Source organism: Arthrobacter oryzae, assembly GCF_030812315.1.
In the GTDB taxonomy this organism is placed as follows: domain Bacteria; phylum Actinomycetota; class Actinomycetes; order Actinomycetales; family Micrococcaceae; genus Arthrobacter; species Arthrobacter oryzae_B.
In genome coordinates this window covers 87,798-106,378 of the sequence record NZ_JAUSSM010000003.1, presented here as the reverse complement: position 1 = coordinate 106,378, position 18,581 = coordinate 87,798, and the positions used below count along the sequence as shown (strand labels likewise).

Sequence of the window (18,581 nt, the reverse complement as noted above, 5' to 3'; positions counted from 1 at the left end):
ACCCGGATGGCAATTTATGGCAACCGGTTGACAAAAGCCTGCGACAGGCCCGACTATTGAGCTATGTCACAGTCGATTGCAGCCAACCCAGACCGGCTCCTGCCCGCGGATCCCGGAACGCGCAGCATTGCGCGCGACCTCCTGCAGCGCGTCCAGGACCTGCCCATCCTTTCCCCGCACGGGCACGTTGACGCCGCAGTCATCGAGCACAACACCCCCTTCCCGGACCCGGCAGCGCTGCTGGTCAGCCCGGACCACTACGTCACCCGGCTGATCCACGCCAGCGGCGTCCCGCTGGACCGGCTGCGCGGCTCGAATGACTCGGAACCGGACTCCCGCACCGTCTGGCGCGAGTTCTGCCGGGCCTGGCCGCTGTTCGAGGGCACCGCCTCCGGCTACTGGCTCCGCACGCAGTTCGACAGCGTCTTCGGCCTTCAGCAGGAGATCAGCGCCGAAACCGCCGATGCCAGCTACGACGCCATCTCTGCCAAGCTGCTGGAGCCGGGTTTCCGGCCCCGCCAGCTCTTCAAGGACTTCAACATCGAGGTGCTGGCCACCACGGACGATCCCCTGGACAGCCTCGCCAGCCACAAGGCGATCGCCGAGGACCCCACGTTCCACGGACGCGTCCTTCCCACCTTCCGCCCGGACGCCTACCTGAACATCGCACACCCCACCTGGTCCGCGAACGTCGACCGGCTCATCGCGGCAGCGGGCGACGGCGCCACCGGCTATGCCGGCTACATCACCGCGCTGGAGAACCGGCGTCGTTATTTCGTGGAACACGGCGCTGTTTCGGCCGACCACGGCGTCCGCACTCCCGCCACGCTGAAGCTCGACGCCGGCGATGCGGCGAAGCTGTTCGACCGCGCCCGCTCGGGCCAGGCCACGCCGCAGGACCGCGAAGACTTCGAAGCCCACATGATGTACCAGATGGCGCGGATGTCCGTGGAGGACGGCCTGGTCATGACCATCCACCCGGGGTCGTACCGCAACCACCACGAACCCACCTTCAACACCTACGGCGCCGACACCGGCCACGACATCCCGTTCGCCGTCAACTACACCGAGGCGATCCGCCCGCTGCTGCAGGACTTCGGCACCGCCAAGGACTTCCACCTGGTGCTCTTCACCCTGGACGAGACGGTGTTCTCCCGCGAACTCGCGCCGCTGGCCGGCTTCTACCCGTCCGTCTACCTCGGCGCCCCGTGGTGGTTCCTGGACGCACCGGACGCCATGCTGCGCTTCCGTTCGGCAGTCACCGAGACGGCCGGCTTCTCCCGCTCGTCGGGCTTCATCGACGACACCCGCGCCTTCTGCTCCATCCCGGCCCGCCACGATGCGTCCCGCCGGATCGAGGCCTCCTTCCTGGCGAGGCTCGTAGCGGAGCACCGCGTCGGCGAGGACCGCGCCCATGAACTGATCGTCGACCTCGTCGACGGCTCACCCCGAAGGGTGTTCAAGCTATGAGCATCGAACTGCAGCCTGAGGCGCAATCCGCCGTCGACCTTCCCCCACTCAACCGCCGCCTGCGCCCGTCCGCCAAGGCGCCGGTGCGGGTCGTCCACCTGGGGCTCGGCGCCTTCCACCGCTCGCACCAGGCCTGGTTTACCCACCAGGCATCCGACGCCGCGGACTGGGGCATCGCCGCCTTCACCGGCCGCCGCCCCGACGCCGCTCTGGCCCTCGCTGAACAGGACGGGCTCTTCACCGTCGTGGAGCGCGCCGACGGCGGAGACTCCTTCACCGTGGTCAACAGCATCGTGGAGGCCGTGGACGGCGCCGACGTGCAGCGGCTGGCCGAACTGGTTGCCGCTCCCGCCACTGCCGTCGTCACCCTGACCATCACCGAGGCGGCCTACCGGCTCGGCGCCGACGGGCACCTCGACCGGACGGCGTCCGACGTCGTTGCCGACCTTGCGCTGCTGGCATCCGGTAGCGGAAACCCGACGACGCCGCTGGGCCGGCTTGTGCTGGCCCTCGCCGCCCGCAGGGCTGCCGGCGCGGGACCGCTCGCCGTCGTCTGCTGTGACAACCTCTCCAACAACGGCACCGTGGCGCACAACGCCGTGGTGGGCATGGCGGGAGCATGGGACGCCGGCCTGGCCGGGTGGATCGACGCCAACATCAGCTTCGTCAGCACCTCGGTGGACCGCATCACTCCGAGAACAACGGATTCGGACATTGCCGCCGTCCAGGCCGCGTGCGGCTACCGCGATAATTCACCCGTGGTGGCCGAGCCCTTCTCCAACTGGGTGCTCAGTGGGGACTTCCCTACCGGGCGGCCGCGCTGGGAAGACGCCGGTGCCGTGTTCGTGGCAGACATCGAGCCGTATGAGAACCGCAAGCTGTGGCTGCTGAACGGCGCGCACTCGCTGCTGGCCTACGCCGGCCAGCTCCGCGGCCACACAACCGTGGCCGACGCTTTGGCGGACCCGCTGTGCCTGCAGGCCATCAAAAAATTCTGGGACGAAGCGGAAGCGAACTTGTCCGGGCCGGACGGAAATGCTGCGGACCTGCAGATACCTGCCTACCGCGCTGCCCTCCTGGCACGCTTCAGCAACGCCCGCATTGCCCACCACCTCGCGCAGATCGCGATGGACGGCAGCACCAAGCTGCGGATGCGTGCCGTTCCGGTGGTGCAGGCGGAGCGTGCCGCCGGAAGGTCCGGCGCGGCCGCCGCGCTCATGATTGCCGCCTGGATGGACTACAGCGCTGCAGCCGCCTCGTTCCAGGATCCTTTGGCTGGCAAGGTGGCCGCAGCCAACCGGCTCAGCGGCGCGGAGCGGGTCCGGGCCCTGCTGGGCCTGGTGGATCCGGCGCTGGCCGGGGACGCCGCCGTCGTCGAGCTGATTGAAGACCTGTGCGGAACGTTCGGCGAGCTGGCTGTCTCCCCGTAACGTCCTCCGTGCATGCACTGCTGCCCGGCCCCCGTGATCCGGGTGCCGGGCAGCTGTGTTTTGATGAACTTTCAAGGAAATAATGGCAACCGCTTGCCAAATGATTGCCAAGTGATTAGGATTACAACAAGAGCCAAACCGGCATCCCGGGAATCGCACCCGCCGGAGGCCACAGACTTCCACAGCATCACCACCCCAAGCATTTTCAAATTTTTTCGCCGGCTCCTCGGGGGCGGCACCGGGTAAAGGAGCCCAATCATGAAAAAGCTGAGCAAGCTAAGCATCGTCGGCTACGGCGCCGGAGATGCAGCCAACAACCTCGCCTTCACCACCGCCACCATGTTCCTGCTCGTGTACTACACGGACGTTGCCGGAATCTCGGCCGCCGCGGCAGGCACCCTGCTGCTCGTCGTCAGGATCTTTGACGCCTTCGCCGATGTTTTTGCCGGCCGCATGGTGGACCGCACCTTCAGCAAGCGCTTCGGGAAGTTCCGTCCCTTCATCATGTTCGGTTCCATCCCGCTGCTGCTCCTGAGCGTTGCAACCTTCTCCGTCCCGCAGCTGGGCGAGTCGGGAACCCTGCTCTACGCCTACGTTACGTACGCGGCACTTGGACTGGCCTACAGCCTGGTCAACATCCCCTACGGCTCGCTCGCCGGCGCCATGACCCAGGAACCGGGGGAGCGCGCCAAGCTGGGATCGGCCCGCATGGTGGGCGGCCTGCTGGTGGGTTCGGCCCTCGGCATCTTCGTGGCACCGCTCATCAAGCCCGGCGCTGACCTGCAGGGCACCTTCACCACCATCACGCTGGTGTTCGTGGCCATCGGCGCCGCCCTCTACTTCTTCACGGTCCTGACCGCCAAGGAGCGCGTCCACCGCGCCGTCCCGAACGTCTCGGTCAAGCAGAGCATGGAAACCCTGAAAGGCAACAAGCCGCTCCTGATGCTCTGCATCAGCTCCTTCTTCTTCCTCTCCGGCTACCTGGCGCTGACGTCGGTGCAGCTGTACTACCTGCGCGACGTCCTGGGACGCCTTGACCTGTACCCGGTGCTCTCCATCATCCAGCTGGTTTTCACGTTCGTGCTGGCCGCGTTCATGCCCAGGCTGGTCCGGGCCATCGGCAAGAAGCGCGTCTACATCTACTCGTCGCTGCTCACTGTCATCGGTGGCGCCATCATCTTCCTCACCCCTGCCAGCCAGGTCTGGATCGGCTTCTCCGGCCTCGTGATCAGCCTCGTGGGCGTCCTTGCCGTCAACATCGTGGTGTGGGCACTGGAAGCAGACACCGTGGAATACGGCGAATGGAGGACCGGCGTCCGCACCGAAGGCATCACCTACGCACTGTTCTCCTTCACCCGAAAGACCGGCCAGGCCGTGGGCGGAGCGCTTGCCGCCTATGCCCTGGCGCTGGGCGGCTACAAATCCGGAGCCGTGCAGACGGCTGACGCCGTGTTCGGAATCCAGCTCGCCGCCGGCGCCATCCCGGCCGTGCTGACCATCCTGGCCGTCCTGGTCATGTCCAAGTACAAGCTGACGGACGCCATGCACGCCGAGATCCTGGCGGAGATCCGGGCCCGCCGCGTGGACGGAGAAAAGACGCAAGACGGTGCCTCCGGAAGTGACCCGTCCGGCGCTTCCCCGTCCGGCGCCGACCCGTTGGCTGCCGACCCGTCGGCCGCCAAACCGTCCGGCGCCGCCGAGGCTACACCGGCCGCCAAGCCGCTCGCTGCCACCTCCAACTAAGTTCCCCGACCCAGCCCCGCTCGAAAGGAATAGCTGTGAAAATCATTGCCGCGGAAGTCTTCGTGACCAGCCCGTCCCGTAACTTCGTGACCCTCCGGATCACCACGGAGGATGGCGTGACCGGCATCGGTGACGCCACCCTGAACGGCCGCGAGCTTGCCGTGGCCGCGTACCTCAAGGAACACGTCGCGCAGCTGCTGATCGGCAAGGACCCGCACCGGATCGAGGACACCTGGCAGTTCCTGTACCGCAGCTCCTACTGGCGCCGCGGGCCGGTGACCATGGCAGCTATCGCCGCGGTGGACATGGCGCTCTGGGACATCAAGGGCAAGATGGCCGGCATGCCGGTCTACCAGCTTCTGGGCGGGGCATCCCGGAACGGGCTGCGCGCCTACGGCCATGCCTCCGGCGCGGACATCCCGTCCCTGTTCGATTCGGTCCGCGAGCACCTGGAACTCGGCTACAAGTCGGTCCGGATCCAGACCGCCGTTCCGGGCATCAAGGCCGTGTACGGGGTTGCCGCCCAGGCCCAGGCCTCGGGCGAGCGCTACGACTACGAGCCCGCCGGCCGCGGCGCGTTCCCGGTGGAGGAGGACTGGGACACCCGGGCGTACCTGCGCCACCTTCCGTCCGTGTTCGAAGCCGTCCGGAACGAATTCGGCCCCGAGCTGCCGCTGCTGCACGACGGCCACCACCGCATGACGCCCATCCAGGCTGCCAAGCTCGGCAAGGCACTCGAGCCCTATGACCTGTTCTGGCTGGAGGACTGCACCCCGGCCGAAAACCAGGAGGCACTGCGCCTGGTCCGCCAGCACACCACCACCCCGCTGGCCATCGGTGAAATCTTCAACACCGTGTACGACTACCAGACCATCATCAAGGAACAGTTGATCGACTACGTCCGGGCCGCCTCCACGCACTTCGGCGGCATCTCGCCGCTGAAGAAGGTCATGGACTTCGCCGCGCAGTACCAGATCAAGTCCGGCTTCCACGGCCCCACCGACATCTCCCCGGTGGGCTTCGCCGCCCAGCTGCACGTGGGCCTGGCCATCCACAACTACGGCATCCAGGAATACATGCAGCACTCGGACGCCACCAACACGGTGTTCGAGCAGTCCATGACGTTCGTGGACGGCTACCTGCACCCGGGCGACAAGCCCGGCATCGGCGTCGAATTCAACGAAGAGGCCGCGGCCACGTACCCGTACCAGCAGGCCTACCTGCCCTACAACCGCCTGGTGGACGGCACCGTTCATGACTGGTGATAAGGAACCCCTGATGAGCACCAAGCACCGCATCGTCGTGATGGGCGTCTCCGGCTGCGGCAAGACCACCATCGGCGACCTTGTGGCCCGCGAACTGGGCGTACCGTTCCTCGACGGGGATTCCCTCCACCCTGTGGAGAACGTCGCCAAAATGGCGGCCGGAACGCCCCTGACAGACGAGGACCGCTGGCCCTGGCTGGCCACGGTGGGAAGGGAACTCGCGGAGGCCGGTAACGGCGGCCTGGTGCTGGCCTGCTCGGCGCTCAAGCGCAGCTACCGGGACGCCATCCGGGAACAGGCGCCGGACACGGTGTTCCTCCACCTGCACGGCAGCAAAGAGGTGCTGAGGGCACGGACTGAAGGGCGTTCCGGCCACTTCATGCCGCCTGCCCTCCTCGATTCACAGCTCGCAACCCTGGAGCCGCTCGACGCTGACGAAGCCGGAATCGTGGTGGACATCGCCGCCCCGGTGAACCAGGTGGTGACAGAGGCGCTCGCCGGTATTGCCGGCGTCGGCGGTTCCACGGCTTCGGCAGGCAACCGCACCGGTGCCCCGGGCACCCAACCGCGCCAGTTCGACGTCGACCTCCAAGCCGCGCCGTTCAACCTCGACGACGAAGCCGTTGCGTGGGTGGAATCCACAGTCGCCGGCATGAGCCTCGAGGAAAAAATAGGGCAGCTGTTCATCAACCACAACAACGACTACTCCCCGGAGTACCTCGACGGCGTCCTGGACACCTACCACGTGGGCGGCATGCGCTACCGGCCGGGTCCCTCCGCTGCCGTGCAGGAACACATCCGCTACGCACAGTCCAAGACCCGCATCCCGCTGCTGGTGGCCTCCAACCCGGAAATGGGGGGAGCCGGAAGCTGCGACGACGGAACATTCGTGTCGACGCACCTGCAGGCCGGCTCGCACCCGGATAAGGCCATTGCCCGTCAGATGGGGCAGGTGGCGGGGGTGGAAACCGCGGCGCTGGGCTGCAACTGGGCGTTCGCGCCGATCGTGGACATCCACTACAACTGGCGGAACACCGTCATTTCCACCCGGGCCTTCGGCAACACGCCGGAGATCGTGGTGGAACGCGCCAAGGAGTACTTCGACGGCATCAGCGAGTCACCCACCGTCTGCGCCATGAAGCACTTCCCCGGCGACGGCATGGACGAACGCGACCAGCACGTGGTCACCTCCTACAACACCCTCGGCTACGAGGAGTGGAACCGGACCTACGGGCACGTGTACCGCGAGATGATCGGGCACGGCGTGCAGTCCATCATGATCGGGCACATCGGGGCACCGGAGCTGACGCGGCATTTCCGCCCGGGCACGGCGGACAAGGACATCCTGCCCGCCACACTGTCCCCGGAACTGCTGCAGGACCTGCTCCGCGGCGAGCTGGGCTTCAACGGGCTGATCCTCACGGATGCCTCGCAGATGATTGGCCTGACCCAGGCCATGAAACGCAAGGACCTGGTGCCGGCCACCATCGCCGCCGGCTGCGACATGTTCCTGTTCTTCCGCAACCCGGCCGAGGACTTCGGGTACATGATGGACGGCTACAAATCCGGCGTCATCACCGAACAGCGCCTGCACGACGCGCTGCGCCGGATCCTGGCCCTCAAGGCAAGCCTCGGCCTGCACCTTAAGCCGGCCGCGGAGCTGGTCCCGCCGGTTGAAGCTCTGGCGAAGATCGGCAGCGAGGCCCACCGGGCCATCGCGGCCGAGATTGCGGACAAGACGGTCACCCTGATCAAGGACACGGCCAGCAACCTGCCCATCACGCCGGAGACGCACAAACGGATCCGCCTGTACGGCATCTCCGGCGGCTCGGACTTCACCCGTGCTGACCCGCTCGCCTACCTGGACACCGTCAAAACCGAACTGGAAAAAGCCGGCTTCGAGGTGTACCTGTTCAAGACGGCGGACCAGCGGGAGGCGGCGGGGGAGACCGGCGTGAATTTCATGTCGATCATCTCCGAGGAAGCCACCGGCGACTACGCGGACAAGTACGACGCCGCCTTTGTGTTCGCCAATGTCAAGGGCTTCGCCCAGGAGGCTGCCATCCGGATCAAGTGGTCCACCCCGATGGCCGCGGAGATCCCGTGGTACGTCACCGAGGTCCCCACCGTGTTCGTTTCGCTCAATCAGCCCAACCACCTGATTGACGTGCCGATGGTGAAGACCGCCATCAACGCCCACGCCGGAACGCCCGAGGCCATTCGGGCAACCATCGAAAAGATCATGGGCAAGTCGGAATTCCAGGGAACGTTCAACGACAACGTCTTCTGCGATTCCTTCGACACCCGGCTCTGACCGGGCAACAGCGCGAACGGACACTTGCGGCCCTGCAATCCGGGGCTTAAGTGTCCGTTCGCGCTCTGTGCTCCCGCATGCCCGGGGCGTAGCGTTGGTGCATGGAGCGAACGGGGTGCGTTGTAGTGGGCGGGGGACCGGCGGGCATGATGCTGGGGCTGCTCCTGGCACGGGCCGGTGTGGAGGTCACCGTCCTCGAAAAGCATGGCGACTTCCTGCGGGACTTCCGCGGCGACACCGTGCATGCATCCACCATCAGGCTGATTGACGAGCTGGGACTGGGGGACGCATTCAGGAAACTTCCGCAGAGCAGGTTGAACGCCGCCGCCATCCCGCTCCCGGGCGGCCGGATGCTGACGCTCGGCGATTTTGCCTCCTTGAAGCCCCCGTACAACTACATCGCCATGATGCCCCAGTGGGATTTCCTGAACTTCCTGGCCGGCGAAGCAGCGCGTGAGCCCACCTTCACCCTCCTGATGGAGCATGAAGCCAGATCGCTAATGTCCGACGGCGGTCGCGTCACCGGCGTCCGCTACCGGACGCGCCAGGGTTCCGAAGGCGCGCTCCTGGCGGACCTCGTGGTGGCCACGGACGGACGCTACTCCGTGCTGCGCCGGGCAGCCGGATTGCAGCCGAAGGAATTCCCCGTTCCGTTCGACACCTGGTGGTTCAAGCTCCCGCGCCATGCCTCGGAGAAGGGCGCGGTGGCAGGCATCGTTCCGGCCTTCAAGGACCGCGAAGCCATGATCGCGCTGTTCCGTGATGACTATTACCAGATGGGCTACCTGGGTCCCAAAGGCACAGATTCGAGGATCAGGAGCGAGGGCGTCGAGCGGTTCCGTCAGCGGGTGGCGGCACTCCGTCCCGACCTGGCGGACCGGGTGGACTCGATCCGTTCGCTCGATGACCTTCACATGCTTGACGTGCGGCTGGACCGGTTGCGGCGCTGGTATGTGGATGGCTTGCTGTGCATCGGCGACGCCGCGCATGCGATGTCCCCGGCGGGCGGCGTAGGTATCAACCTGGCCATCCAGGACGCGGTGGCTGCGGCGGCCCGGCTCGCGCCGGCCCTCCTTCGGGGGCAAGTGACAGTGCAGCACCTCGCTGCGGTGCAACGGCGACGGCGGATGCCCACCTTCGTGGTCCAGACTGTCCAGCGCATCATGCACCGGGCAGTGTTCGTTCCATTGTTCGCCGGACGGAGGTCCGGGGTTCCTTCCGTGGTGTTGTTCATGGCCAGGCACTTTCCGGCGGTCACGAGGCTCATGCCGCGCCTTATTGCCTTCGGGCCCCGGCCGGAGCACGCGCCGGGCTTCGCCCGCCGCGGTCAGCCGCGGGAGGTCAGGTAGTCGATCAGGCTCTTCACCGTGGCCACAGCGGTGTAGTCGCGCTCGGGAATATCGACGCCGGTGGACTCGTCGATGGCCTCCAGGAGCCGCAGGAAATCCAGCGAGTCGAGTTCGAGGTCCTGCTGCAGCCGGGACTCTTCATCGAGGCCGTCGAGATCCACGTCCGGGGCAACCTGGCCGATGGCCGTATGTACAGCCAGCCGGGCGTCCTGCTCGTTCATAGCTCCTCCGGTTTCTGCAGCAGTTCGCCGATGCGCCCCAGGAACCGGCCGCCCCGGAGACCGTCGCTGACACGGTGGTCGGCGGACAGCGTGGCCGCGACGGCAGGCCGCACACCCAGCAGGCCGTCGTGCGCCCAGGGCTGCTCCATCATTCGGCCCAGGCCCACCATGGCCACTTGCGGCGGGTAGATCACGCCGAATACGGATTCCACGCCGAGGTCCCCGAGATTCATGACGGTGATGGTCGGATCGGCCATTTCGGTGCGCTGCAGGCGACCTGCCCGCGCCCGGCTGACCAGATCCCGCAGCCTTTGCATCAGGACGTCCAGGGCCAGGGTGTCGGCGTCGTGGATGGCAGGGGCAACCTGGCCGCCGTGCCGCAGGGCCACGGCAACGCCGAGGTGCACGGAGCTGCTCGGCCGGAACATCCCGTCGGTGAAGAAGCCGTTGACTTCGGGAACCTCGCGGGCTGCCAGCGCGGTTGCCTTCAGCAGCAGGGCCGAGGGGACTAGCCGCGAAGCCACGGGCCGCTGCCGGTTGACCAGCTGCATCCACTCCAAGGCGGCACGCAGGTCCAGGGTGGTGCTGAGGTAATAGTGCGGAATGGCCTTCTTGGAGCGGGACATCAGCGACCCCGTCGCCCGCCGGAGGCTTGACGCCCGGTCCTGCGTCTCGGACGGCGGAACGGACACTGATTCAGGCTGAACCGCTTCTTCTTCGGCTTCCGTGATCCGGACCATGGGGGCGCCAACCGGTACCGTCGTCCCGATATCCACCAGCAGTTCGGTTACCTCGCCCTCCTGCTGGGTTTCCACATCCAGGGTGGTCATGTCGGTTTCGACCACTGCCACCGAATCTCCCGGGCTCACGTGGTCGCCAGGCTCAATGAGCCACTCCACAAGCTTGCCGTGCTCCAGATCCGCGCCTAGGGAAGGCAGCTTAAATTCACCCATATGCCGCTGCTGGGGGCCGGGCCGGGAGGCCTCGGCCATCAATGGAAAATGCGGGCCAGCTGGTGAGCGGTGCGGTTCCGGCCGTCATGACTCCATCCGACTCCTCCCCGGGGAAGCTGCATAGAGTAGAAAGTCCCTTGGCCGCGCCGTCACAAATCACGGACCCACTAAACTGGACCCCATGACTGCCCCGCTTGATGCCACTGCCGCCCGTGCCCGCCTGCTTGAACTCATCAAGGAACTCGCCGTGGTCCGCGGCAAGGTGATCCTGTCCAGCGGAGCCGAGGCCGATTACTACATCGATCTCCGCCGCATCACCCTGCACCACGAAGCATCCAAGCTGGTAGGCCAGGTCATGCTCTCGCTGATTGACGACGCCGGGATCGACTTTGAGTGCGCCGGCGGACTTACCATGGGCGCCGACCCGGTGGGCACCGCAGTGATGCATGCCGCCGTGGACGCCGGCCGCAACGTCGATGCCTTCGTCGTCCGGAAGGCGCAGAAGTCCTACGGCATGGGCCGCCAGGTGGAAGGGCCGTCGGTGGAGGGCCGCAAGGTCCTGGTGCTCGAGGACACGTCCACCACGGGAGGTTCCGCGCTGACCGCCGTCGAAGGTGTCCGCAACGCCGGCGGCAACGTAGTCGCCGTCGCCGTCATCGTGGACCGCGACACCGGGGCCAAGGAAAAGATCGAAGCCGAGACCGGTGTTCCGTACCTGTTCGCGTTCGGCAAGGATGAACTCGGCCTGAGCTAGGGGATTCCGGTTCGGACCTTCAAGTCCCCTGCCCGAACCAGACATCTCCACCCAGGCGACAGCTGCCGTTGAGGGCGTCTTCCGCGACCTGGGTCATCCCGGCAAGGGCAGCGTTCGCGCCTCGCGCGGTTGTGTCCTGGGGGAACGGCAGCGGCGGGTATGCCACTGCCAAGGCAAGCCGCCGGCTCCCGTCGGCACTGGCCATGGCGACGGTACCGTATCCCGGGACATCGCCGACATAGCCGTAGTAGAAGCCGTTCGTGCACCTGTCGTTCCACTGAAACAGGCCGAGCCCGTATTCGGCGTGGACGGGTCCCTGCATTTCCGCCACGCGGTCCCGCCGCACCAGCCGGCCGTCCAACAGGGCGTCGAAGAACGTGTTCAGGTCCGCCACCGTCGACACGAGGCCGGTGGCGGCGGAGCCATTGTGCAGGGCGGCATGGGTGGTGTCCACGTGCTCACCATCGATGAGCGTGTAGCCGTGCACCATGCCGTCGGGTCCCGGCCCATCGGCCGTCAGCCGGGTGCCGCCGAGGCCCAAGGGCCGCCAGACGTCGGCCCACAGGACGTCAGCGAGCGGCCGTCCCCGGAGGCGTTCGACGATCAGGCCGAGGGCGATGTAGTTGGAGTTCGAGTAGCTGAAGGTTTGGGCGCGGCGCCGCTCCCAGGGGAGGGTTGCGGCCAACGCGAGCTTATCTTCAGGGCTCAGCCGGGTGGCGAGCGCCTGCCGCGGAGGAACGGAACCCAGCAGGGCGGCGTAGTAGTCGGGCATGCCGGAGGTGTGGCCGAGGAGCCGCCGCACGGTGTAGGGCTCGGGTTGGTGCAGCAGGCTTTGGAGCTCCGGCACGTACGTGCTGGCCGGTTCGTCAAGGGAAAGCCTGCCTTCCTCCGCAAGTTTCAGGACAGAAACGGCCACCAGCGGCTGCGTGATGTCGCCGACGTGGACGGGGTCGGTGGCCCTTGCAGGTTCCCCGGCGGCGTTCCGGACACCCGCGGCATGAGTCCAGACCTCCGCGCCGACGCGCAGTTCGAGGAGGACCGCGGGGGCGCCGGCGTCGATCAGCCTTTGGCTGTACTGCTCAAGGTGGGCCTTCAGCTCGCGCGTGGGTATCGCCGGCCGCTTGATCGGAGACGGGAGCCCCTGCGTCGGGGGTTTCGACGGCGGGGGTGCCGTCGTCGGAAATGTCGGCTCCGAGGGGACAGGCTCCGGATCGAAAGTGCATCCGCCGAGCACCATGCCGGATGCAACGGCGACGGCCAATGCGGCGCCACGGAACGACGATCCGCCAACGCGAGCCGCATCCATCAGGCAACCTTCCATCTGCCGGTTCCCAGCACGCCTGGAAGCGGAGCTGTCCCGACACTTTTATGCTTCCATGCGCCCTGCCGGAGTCAATACATGCCCCAAATCTGCGTTGGCGCCGTCGAAGACGGGCTTCCCGGAGCTGACCCTGCGTGGACGGGCCTCCGCCGGTGGCTTACCATTTGCCTTACGACCCCGGAACCTTTCCCTGGAGAAAACGCGCCATGCTCCCGTCCAACCCAAGCCCCACCACCGTCGACCAGATCCAGAACCTCATCCTGGAGAGTGCGGATTTCGAGGACTTCCTCAACGAGCTGGCGCGCTTTTCCGCGCACCAGATGGCGGGCGATGGCGACGACGCGCTGTGCGGCATTACGCTACTCCGGGACCGCAAGGCGGCCACCATCGGCTGGAGCAGTGATTCCGCGCGCGAGGTGGACGAGATCCAGTATTCGCTGTCCCAGGGGCCGTGCCTGACGGCTGCTGAGGAGGAACGGGAAGTCCACGTTCCGGACCTCTTCGACGAGGACCGCTGGGGACCCGATTACGCCGATGCCGTTGCCTCGCACGGGCTCCGGTCGGTGCTGTCACTCCCGTTCCACCTTCAGGGCGACGCGAAGGCCGCGCTGAACCTCTATTCGGACGTGCCGCACAAGTTCGACGAGAAGGCAGCGGCCCGCGCCAGGGGCTACACGCGCGAAATTTCGCAGGCGCTGCGGTTGGCCGTCAGGTTTTCGCTGCACACGGACAGCGCCACCAACCTCCGGGCCACGCTGGAGTCCCGGACCACGATCGATATCGCCGTGGGCATCGTCATGGCGCAGAACCGCTGCAGTCAGGAGGCGGCGGTCCAGATCCTGACGGAAGCATCCAGCAACAGCAACGTCAAGCTCCGGGACATCGCCAAGTCATTGGTGGGTTCGGTGGGAGGCACGGAAACGCGCACCCACTTCGAGGAGCCTGGGCAGGGCCAGAACCGTGGACAGGGCCGAACCCAGGCAAGTTAGCCCGGTGCTGCACACGGCATCGAATCCGGCCCTGGTCCGCATCAGTCCCGCGCCAGTCCTGAGCCCGGCCTGCAAGCTTGTGCTGGCGGCGCGCGGAGGATACGCTGGCCAAGGTTGAGCCGTCGGCCATAGACACCCTTTTTTGGAGTACCTATGGACCGCAAACTTCACGCCCTCGTTAAGCTCGACGTCACCTCCGATGTTGTCCGGATTGACGTCCGGGGGAGCCTCAACAACGACTCCCGCCCCGCCCTTGTGATGGTTATTCGCCGCATCCGCCGGATGGGCATCACCGCCCACATCCGCGTGGACTTCTCCCACGCTGCTTTCGTCGAATCAGCCGCCCTCGTCGGGCTCCGCAACGACCTCAACGCGATCGACGGCGGCGCCAGCGAAGGCGGCGTGTCCACCGGATCCGGGGTTTCGCTGGATTTCATTCCACAGCGGGACGACCTTGCTTCAGATTCCGGCGCCGGTCCCAGGACCCTTGAAATCACCGGTGAGTTCGCGGCGTCCATTGACCCCTCGGGCTGCGGTCCGCTAGCCCTGTACTCGGACGACGAACTCCTTGCGGCCAGCGACTCCGTGTTCGGAATGCTGGACGATCCCGCCGCCATCGCCGGGACCGAACTGCTGGCGCGCTACGATGCGATCGGCCGGGAAATTTCCCGGCGGGAGAGCTCCAGCGCCGGCCGGAAGGGCGCCGCGGGCGCCGTTCCTGCCCGTCCGTCCGGGAATGCGAACTAGTACCATTCATCGCGTTTTATATCCGGCTTCCCCTGTGGCTACGGTAGAGGTGTGCCATGTGCCCAGGAGCCACACCCCGAGGGCGGCCCCGGATCAGCCGAGGGCCGCCTCCTCAGGCATGCCGCCGAACTCAAGAGATTTTCCCGCCGGAATTTCCTGGTCGGCGCGGGTGCGGCATCCCTGCTGGCCGCCGACATGTTCTTCACACGGCACGTCCAGGCCGAGCGGCGGACCAACAGGATCCTGACGGTGGGCGACGACTTTGCGGAGAGCTACTACCCGCACTCCAGCTGGATCCTGTTCCCCGGCTACAAGACGAGCTGGGAGGAGGCCCAGTGGATCCTCAACTCCCTGCGCGGCACGCTGCGCCAGCGCGGCCAGCTTGCCGCCGTCGGGTATTCCAACGAGGGGCTGGACATTGACCAGATCGTGATTGAGGTGATCGAGCACGTTCGGGCAAAGCAGCTGACCAGCCTGTACTTCTACGGCCACAGCTTCGGGGGGATGGTGGCAACCCAGGTCGCTGCCCGCCTGCTCGAGCTGCACGGCGTGGAAGTGGAGTTCATCCTGCTTGACTCCAGCCCCTACAGCAAGTTCGACGTGCTGGACCAGAGCTGGTTCGAAGGTGTGGTTGTCCTCTACGAAGGCGGGTTCCGCGTCCCCACCGTTTTGCGCGGCGGATATGAGCTCGGCGAACGCATCGCGCACAAGGACGAACGGACCTGGCGCCAGGTGGTGGACCAGAGCCTGGAGCAGCTGTCGCCGATCGCTCCGTCCAGCGTGCTGATCCAGTCCGAATCGGCCTACATCTACCATTTCGACGCCACCCGGTTCGCCGGCAAGCTCGGTGCGACCCGGATGGCCTTCATCGGAAACCCTCGCGACGGCACGGTGAACTACCAGACGGCCCGCGAATCGTGGGCGCAGACGTTTGCCGCGAACATGGTGTCCAACGACCGGCGCACCGACGACGCACTGCCGGCGCATGCCAGCCCGCAGTGGAATCCGTTCGTCTACCGGCCCATCGTGGAAGAGTTGCAGGATGAAATCTTCCCGTTGCCTTCGGGCGGCGGCAAGCTGACCGCGTTCTGAGCCGTGAGGCTAGATCTGGTTCTTGAGGTCAGCCACCGAGTTCAGGATCTGGTTGGGCCGGAAGGGGTAGGCGGCAATGTCGTCCTTGTGGGTGATTCCGCTGAGGACCAGCACAGTGTGCAGCCCCGCCTCCATGCCCGCGATGATGTCCGTGTCCATCCGGTCGCCGATCATTGCCGTGGTCTCGGAATGGGCGTCGATTTGGTTCATGGCCGAACGGAACATCATGGGGTTCGGCTTGCCCACAATGTAGGGCTCGCGGCCGGTGGCTTTGGTGATCAGGGCCGCGATGGCTCCGGTGGCGGGCATCGGGCCGTCCTTGGACGGGCCGGTGGCATCCGGGTTGGTCGCGATGAAGCGGGCCCCAGCCAGGATCAGCCGGATGGCCATGGTGATTGCCTCGAAAGAGTAAGTGCGCGTTTCGCCGAGCACCACGAAGTCCGGGTTCTGGTCGGTGAGGATGAAGCCGGCCTCGTGCAGCGCCGTCGTGAGTCCTGCTTCGCCGATGGTGTAGGCACGGTTGCCGGAATCCGAACCGCGCACCTGGTCCTTCAGGAACTGTGCCGTGGCCAGGGCCGAGGTCCAGATGTTCTCCTCCGGGATTTCCAGCCCGGAGGACCGCAGGCGGGCAGCCAGGTCGCGCGGGGTGAAGATGGAGTTGTTCGTGAGCACCAGGAAGCGCTTGGAGGTGTCCACCCAGCGCTGGATCAGTTCCGCTGCGCCGGGGATGGGCTGGTTTTCGTGGACCAGAACGCCGTCCATGTCCGTCAGCCAGCACTCGATTTCCTGGCCGCTTCGGTAAACCGCTGCCGATGAACGTACTTCGTCTGACTTTGCCATGCTGATCCTCCAACGCTGATGGGCCGGTTGCGGATCCCAGTCTGTCATTTTTCGGGCACCGGAACATCCGGTGCCCGAAGAATGACGGACCGCCCCTCGCGCGCCGCGAAGCCGTTATTTCCACTAGGCTCATAGCTGGCACCAGTGCCAGCGGCCGCGGATCGGGGGATGTCTGCGGTGGCTTGTTGTGCCGGCCCGTGCCGGCAGGTCCCCGCCGCCGGACATCACCAGGCATCCCGGGAACCGCAGGATGCCAGCAAGCACCTGAAAGGGCCCGCAATGAGCAACAACTACGGCGCACCGCCGCCGCCCCACCCGCAGCAGCCCCACCCCATACAGAACTTCCCGGGGCAGTCCGCTCAGGAGCCGCGCAACAACAAGAACCTGATCATTGTGCTGGGCGCCGTCGCCGCCGCCGTGATCATTGCGCTGGTCGCCGTGTTCGTTTGGGTCATCCCGGCATTCAGCGAACCGCAAGCGGATCCTGTCCCCGCGGCAACGTCCTCTGACGCCGCGTCATCGGAGGCGGCGGAGGAGAGCGCTTCCCCCGAGGCATCCGCCGCACCGTCGGAGGAGCAAGGCTCGGACGACATGCCGGCAGGGGCGTTCCCGCTTCCCCAGGGATGGGACGAACTGCAGGGACCGGCCAACGTTCCGGCAGCCGACGACCCGCTCTTCAAGCGCTTTGTCACCGGGGAATCCTCCTTCACCTACCTGGCGTCGTGGAGCAGCGACGAGACCTTCGGGATCACCACGGACCCGGCCACCGGCGCCCCCATGCAGCAAGTCGCCAGGGGTACCGATGACCGCGACGGTGACGGCATCTCCACGGCCTTCGCCTTCTTCGCCGAAGCCGAGGAAGGCAAATACGGCAAGGAGCCTGCAAAGGTCCAGGCAGCCATCAAGGACATTGAGGCAAAGCTCAAGGCCATCCCCGCCGCTGAACTCCCGCAGCACCTCGTGGGCCACAAATGCGTCAGCAATTTTGCGGCGACGGCACCGGAAATCCGGGAGTTCCGCCGCGCAGCGGCCGTCGTCGTCGGGTTCACCTGCACCAACGCCGGGGGTGACGCCATCCGGGCGGTCAACCTCTTCACGGTGACTCCGTGGGGCACGCCGCAGATGATGGGCGTCAGCGGCCACGAGAGCTACTGGAGCGCCAACCCCGAGTTGCTGGAGAAGATCGGCAACTCGTACCGCGCCAACCGCTGGAAGCTGGACGGCTAAATCCGTCCGGCATCCGTCCCGGCCGGGGCGCCGCCGGGTGGCCGGGGCGCCGCCGGGTGGGCGGGGCGCCGCCGGGTGGGCGGGACGAGTGGGCGGGACGGGCGCGGCTAGAGTTGAGGGGTGACTGACCACCCCCAGACCCCAGCCCTGCCCGTTCCTCCGTCCGAGGAGGAACCGGAACCCAAGGCGGAGGTCGGCGTCGGGCCCTGGGAGGGTGAACTTCCCGAAGGCGAGCACTGGGATCCTGACCTCCTGGCCGACGGGGACCGCCGCAACGTAGTGGACAAGTACCGCTACTGGAAGCACGAAGCCATCGTGGCGGACCTGGATTCGAAGCGCCACGACTTCCACATAGCGATTGAAAACTGGCAGCACGACCTCAACATCGGCACCGTGGTGCGCACCGCCAACGCCTTCCTGGCAAAGGAAGTGCACATCATCGGGCGACGCCGGTGGAATCGCCGCGGCGCCATGGTCACCGACCGCTACCAGCACGTCCGCCACCACCCCACCGTGGAGGATTTCGTGGCGTGGGCGCAGGGGGAGGGGTTGGCGATCATCGGCATCGACATCTTCCCCGATTCCGTGCCGCTGGAAACCTACGACCTGCCGAAGAACTGTGTCCTGGTGTTCGGCCAGGAGGGTCCGGGGCTAACCCCCGAAGTCCATGAGGCGGCCCTGGACACTCTCTCGATCGAACAGTTCGGCTCCACCCGCTCCATCAACGCGGCGTCCGCGGCGGCCATCGCCATGCACGCCTGGATCCGCCGGCACGTCTTCACCCAGCACGTCTAGCACGGGGCCGTCGCCTCTGGTACGGCACCGTCGCCGCGACCTGCCACCCGGGCGGGCGCAGCGCAAAGTAT

The 18,581-nt window shown here is 66.4% G+C and carries 16 protein-coding genes; 12 read left to right on the top strand and 4 right to left on the bottom strand.

What is annotated here, in order from left to right:
• The first annotated feature begins 63 nt into the window (after positions 1–63).
• From uxaC to J2S97_RS07220, 6 genes are all read left to right on the top strand, one after another.
• The gene (gene uxaC / locus J2S97_RS07245) at positions 64–1,470 is read left to right on the top strand and encodes a glucuronate isomerase (RefSeq protein WP_307047980.1); all 1,407 of its coding nucleotides are present in this window, start codon (positions 64–66) and stop codon (positions 1,468–1,470) included.
• Positions 1,467–2,900, top strand: a complete 1,434-nt coding sequence (locus J2S97_RS07240) for a mannitol dehydrogenase family protein (protein ID WP_307047978.1) — start codon at positions 1,467–1,469, stop codon at positions 2,898–2,900. Before uxaC ends, J2S97_RS07240 begins: the two co-directional genes overlap by 4 nt.
• 258 nt (positions 2,901–3,158) lie before the next feature.
• A complete protein-coding gene (gene uidB, locus J2S97_RS07235) occupies positions 3,159–4,643 on the top strand; it encodes a glucuronide transporter (protein WP_307047976.1) in 1,485 nt (494 codons plus the stop codon).
• Between the two features lie 35 nt (positions 4,644–4,678).
• The gene (gene manD, locus J2S97_RS07230; RefSeq protein ID WP_307047974.1) at positions 4,679–5,908 is read left to right on the top strand and encodes a D-mannonate dehydratase ManD; all 1,230 of its coding nucleotides are present in this window, start codon (positions 4,679–4,681) and stop codon (positions 5,906–5,908) included.
• Positions 5,909–5,921: 13 nt separating this feature from the next.
• Positions 5,922–8,222: a gluconokinase, GntK/IdnK-type gene (locus tag J2S97_RS07225; protein ID WP_307047972.1), complete on the top strand. Its 2,301-nt coding sequence runs from the start codon at positions 5,922–5,924 to the stop codon at positions 8,220–8,222.
• 101 nt (positions 8,223–8,323) lie between these two features.
• Positions 8,324–9,571 (top strand): FAD-dependent oxidoreductase, encoded by a 1,248-nt coding sequence (locus J2S97_RS07220; RefSeq protein WP_307047970.1) that lies wholly within the window; start codon positions 8,324–8,326, stop codon positions 9,569–9,571.
• On the opposite strand, the gene J2S97_RS07215 is transcribed toward J2S97_RS07220, so the two are convergent.
• On the bottom strand, positions 9,550–9,792 hold the full coding sequence (locus J2S97_RS07215; protein WP_307047968.1) for an acyl carrier protein: 243 nt from the start codon (positions 9,790–9,792) through the stop codon (positions 9,550–9,552). The two genes, J2S97_RS07220 and J2S97_RS07215, sit on opposite strands and share 22 nt — an antisense overlap.
• Complete coding sequence (locus J2S97_RS07210) at positions 9,789–10,745, bottom strand: dihydrolipoamide acetyltransferase family protein (RefSeq protein ID WP_307047966.1); 957 nt, start codon at positions 10,743–10,745, stop codon at positions 9,789–9,791. Before J2S97_RS07210 ends, J2S97_RS07215 begins: the two co-directional genes overlap by 4 nt.
• Positions 10,746–10,926: 181 nt before the next feature.
• Here J2S97_RS07210 and pyrE point away from each other — a divergent pair, with 181 nt between their 5' ends.
• The gene (gene pyrE, locus J2S97_RS07205) at positions 10,927–11,499 is read left to right on the top strand and encodes an orotate phosphoribosyltransferase (protein WP_307047964.1); all 573 of its coding nucleotides are present in this window, start codon (positions 10,927–10,929) and stop codon (positions 11,497–11,499) included.
• Positions 11,500–11,518: 19 nt separating this feature from the next.
• On the opposite strand, the gene J2S97_RS07200 is transcribed toward pyrE, so the two are convergent.
• Positions 11,519–12,805: a serine hydrolase domain-containing protein gene (locus J2S97_RS07200; RefSeq protein ID WP_307047962.1), complete on the bottom strand. Its 1,287-nt coding sequence runs from the start codon at positions 12,803–12,805 to the stop codon at positions 11,519–11,521.
• A gap of 221 nt (positions 12,806–13,026) precedes the next feature.
• Here J2S97_RS07200 and J2S97_RS07195 point away from each other — a divergent pair, with 221 nt between their 5' ends.
• The 3 genes from J2S97_RS07195 (at position 13,027) to J2S97_RS07185 (ending at position 15,648) form a co-directional block, all read left to right on the top strand.
• Entirely contained in the window at positions 13,027–13,809 is a 783-nt protein-coding gene (locus tag J2S97_RS07195) for a GAF and ANTAR domain-containing protein (protein WP_307047960.1), read from the top strand.
• A gap of 153 nt (positions 13,810–13,962) precedes the next feature.
• Positions 13,963–14,556 carry a hypothetical protein gene (locus J2S97_RS07190; RefSeq protein WP_307047958.1) on the top strand — a complete coding sequence of 198 codons (594 nt, stop codon included), beginning with the start codon at positions 13,963–13,965 and terminating at the stop codon, positions 14,554–14,556.
• A gap of 51 nt (positions 14,557–14,607) precedes the next feature.
• Positions 14,608–15,648 (top strand): thioesterase domain-containing protein, encoded by a 1,041-nt coding sequence (locus tag J2S97_RS07185; protein WP_307047956.1) that lies wholly within the window; start codon positions 14,608–14,610, stop codon positions 15,646–15,648.
• Between the two features lie 9 nt (positions 15,649–15,657).
• On the opposite strand, the gene J2S97_RS07180 is transcribed toward J2S97_RS07185, so the two are convergent.
• Positions 15,658–16,488 carry an HAD-IIA family hydrolase gene (locus tag J2S97_RS07180; RefSeq protein WP_307047954.1) on the bottom strand — a complete coding sequence of 277 codons (831 nt, stop codon included), beginning with the start codon at positions 16,486–16,488 and terminating at the stop codon, positions 15,658–15,660.
• Positions 16,489–16,767: 279 nt separating this feature from the next.
• On the opposite strand from J2S97_RS07180, the gene J2S97_RS07175 reads away from it, so the two are divergent.
• Positions 16,768–17,715, top strand: coding sequence for a hypothetical protein (locus J2S97_RS07175; RefSeq protein WP_307047951.1), 948 nt, complete (start codon positions 16,768–16,770; stop codon positions 17,713–17,715).
• Between the two features lie 120 nt (positions 17,716–17,835).
• Entirely contained in the window at positions 17,836–18,510 is a 675-nt protein-coding gene (locus J2S97_RS07170; protein WP_373460513.1) for a TrmH family RNA methyltransferase, read from the top strand.
• The last annotated feature ends 71 nt before the right edge of the window (positions 18,511–18,581 follow it).

Bases quoted from the DNA above. Each gene is read 5' to 3' on its own strand.
- pyrE (WP_307047964.1), top strand. From the start codon at position 10,927: ATGACTGCCCCGCTTGATGCCACTGCCGCCCGTGCCCGCCTGCTTGAA.
- J2S97_RS07175 (WP_307047951.1), top strand. From the start codon at position 16,768: ATGAGCAACAACTACGGCGCACCGCCGCCGCCCCACCCGCAGCAGCCC.
- J2S97_RS07200 (WP_307047962.1), bottom strand. From the start codon at position 12,805: ATGGATGCGGCTCGCGTTGGCGGATCGTCGTTCCGTGGCGCCGCATTG.
- J2S97_RS07180 (WP_307047954.1), bottom strand. From the start codon at position 16,488: ATGGCAAAGTCAGACGAAGTACGTTCATCGGCAGCGGTTTACCGAAGC.
- J2S97_RS07195 (WP_307047960.1), top strand. From the start codon at position 13,027: ATGCTCCCGTCCAACCCAAGCCCCACCACCGTCGACCAGATCCAGAAC.
- J2S97_RS07240 (WP_307047978.1), top strand. From the start codon at position 1,467: ATGAGCATCGAACTGCAGCCTGAGGCGCAATCCGCCGTCGACCTTCCC.
- J2S97_RS07210 (WP_307047966.1), bottom strand. From the start codon at position 10,745: ATGGGTGAATTTAAGCTGCCTTCCCTAGGCGCGGATCTGGAGCACGGC.
- uxaC (WP_307047980.1), top strand. From the start codon at position 64: ATGTCACAGTCGATTGCAGCCAACCCAGACCGGCTCCTGCCCGCGGAT.
- J2S97_RS07215 (WP_307047968.1), bottom strand. From the start codon at position 9,792: ATGAACGAGCAGGACGCCCGGCTGGCTGTACATACGGCCATCGGCCAG.
- J2S97_RS07225 (WP_307047972.1), top strand. From the start codon at position 5,922: ATGAGCACCAAGCACCGCATCGTCGTGATGGGCGTCTCCGGCTGCGGC.
- J2S97_RS07220 (WP_307047970.1), top strand. From the start codon at position 8,324: ATGGAGCGAACGGGGTGCGTTGTAGTGGGCGGGGGACCGGCGGGCATG.
- uidB (WP_307047976.1), top strand. From the start codon at position 3,159: ATGAAAAAGCTGAGCAAGCTAAGCATCGTCGGCTACGGCGCCGGAGAT.
- J2S97_RS07190 (WP_307047958.1), top strand. From the start codon at position 13,963: ATGGACCGCAAACTTCACGCCCTCGTTAAGCTCGACGTCACCTCCGAT.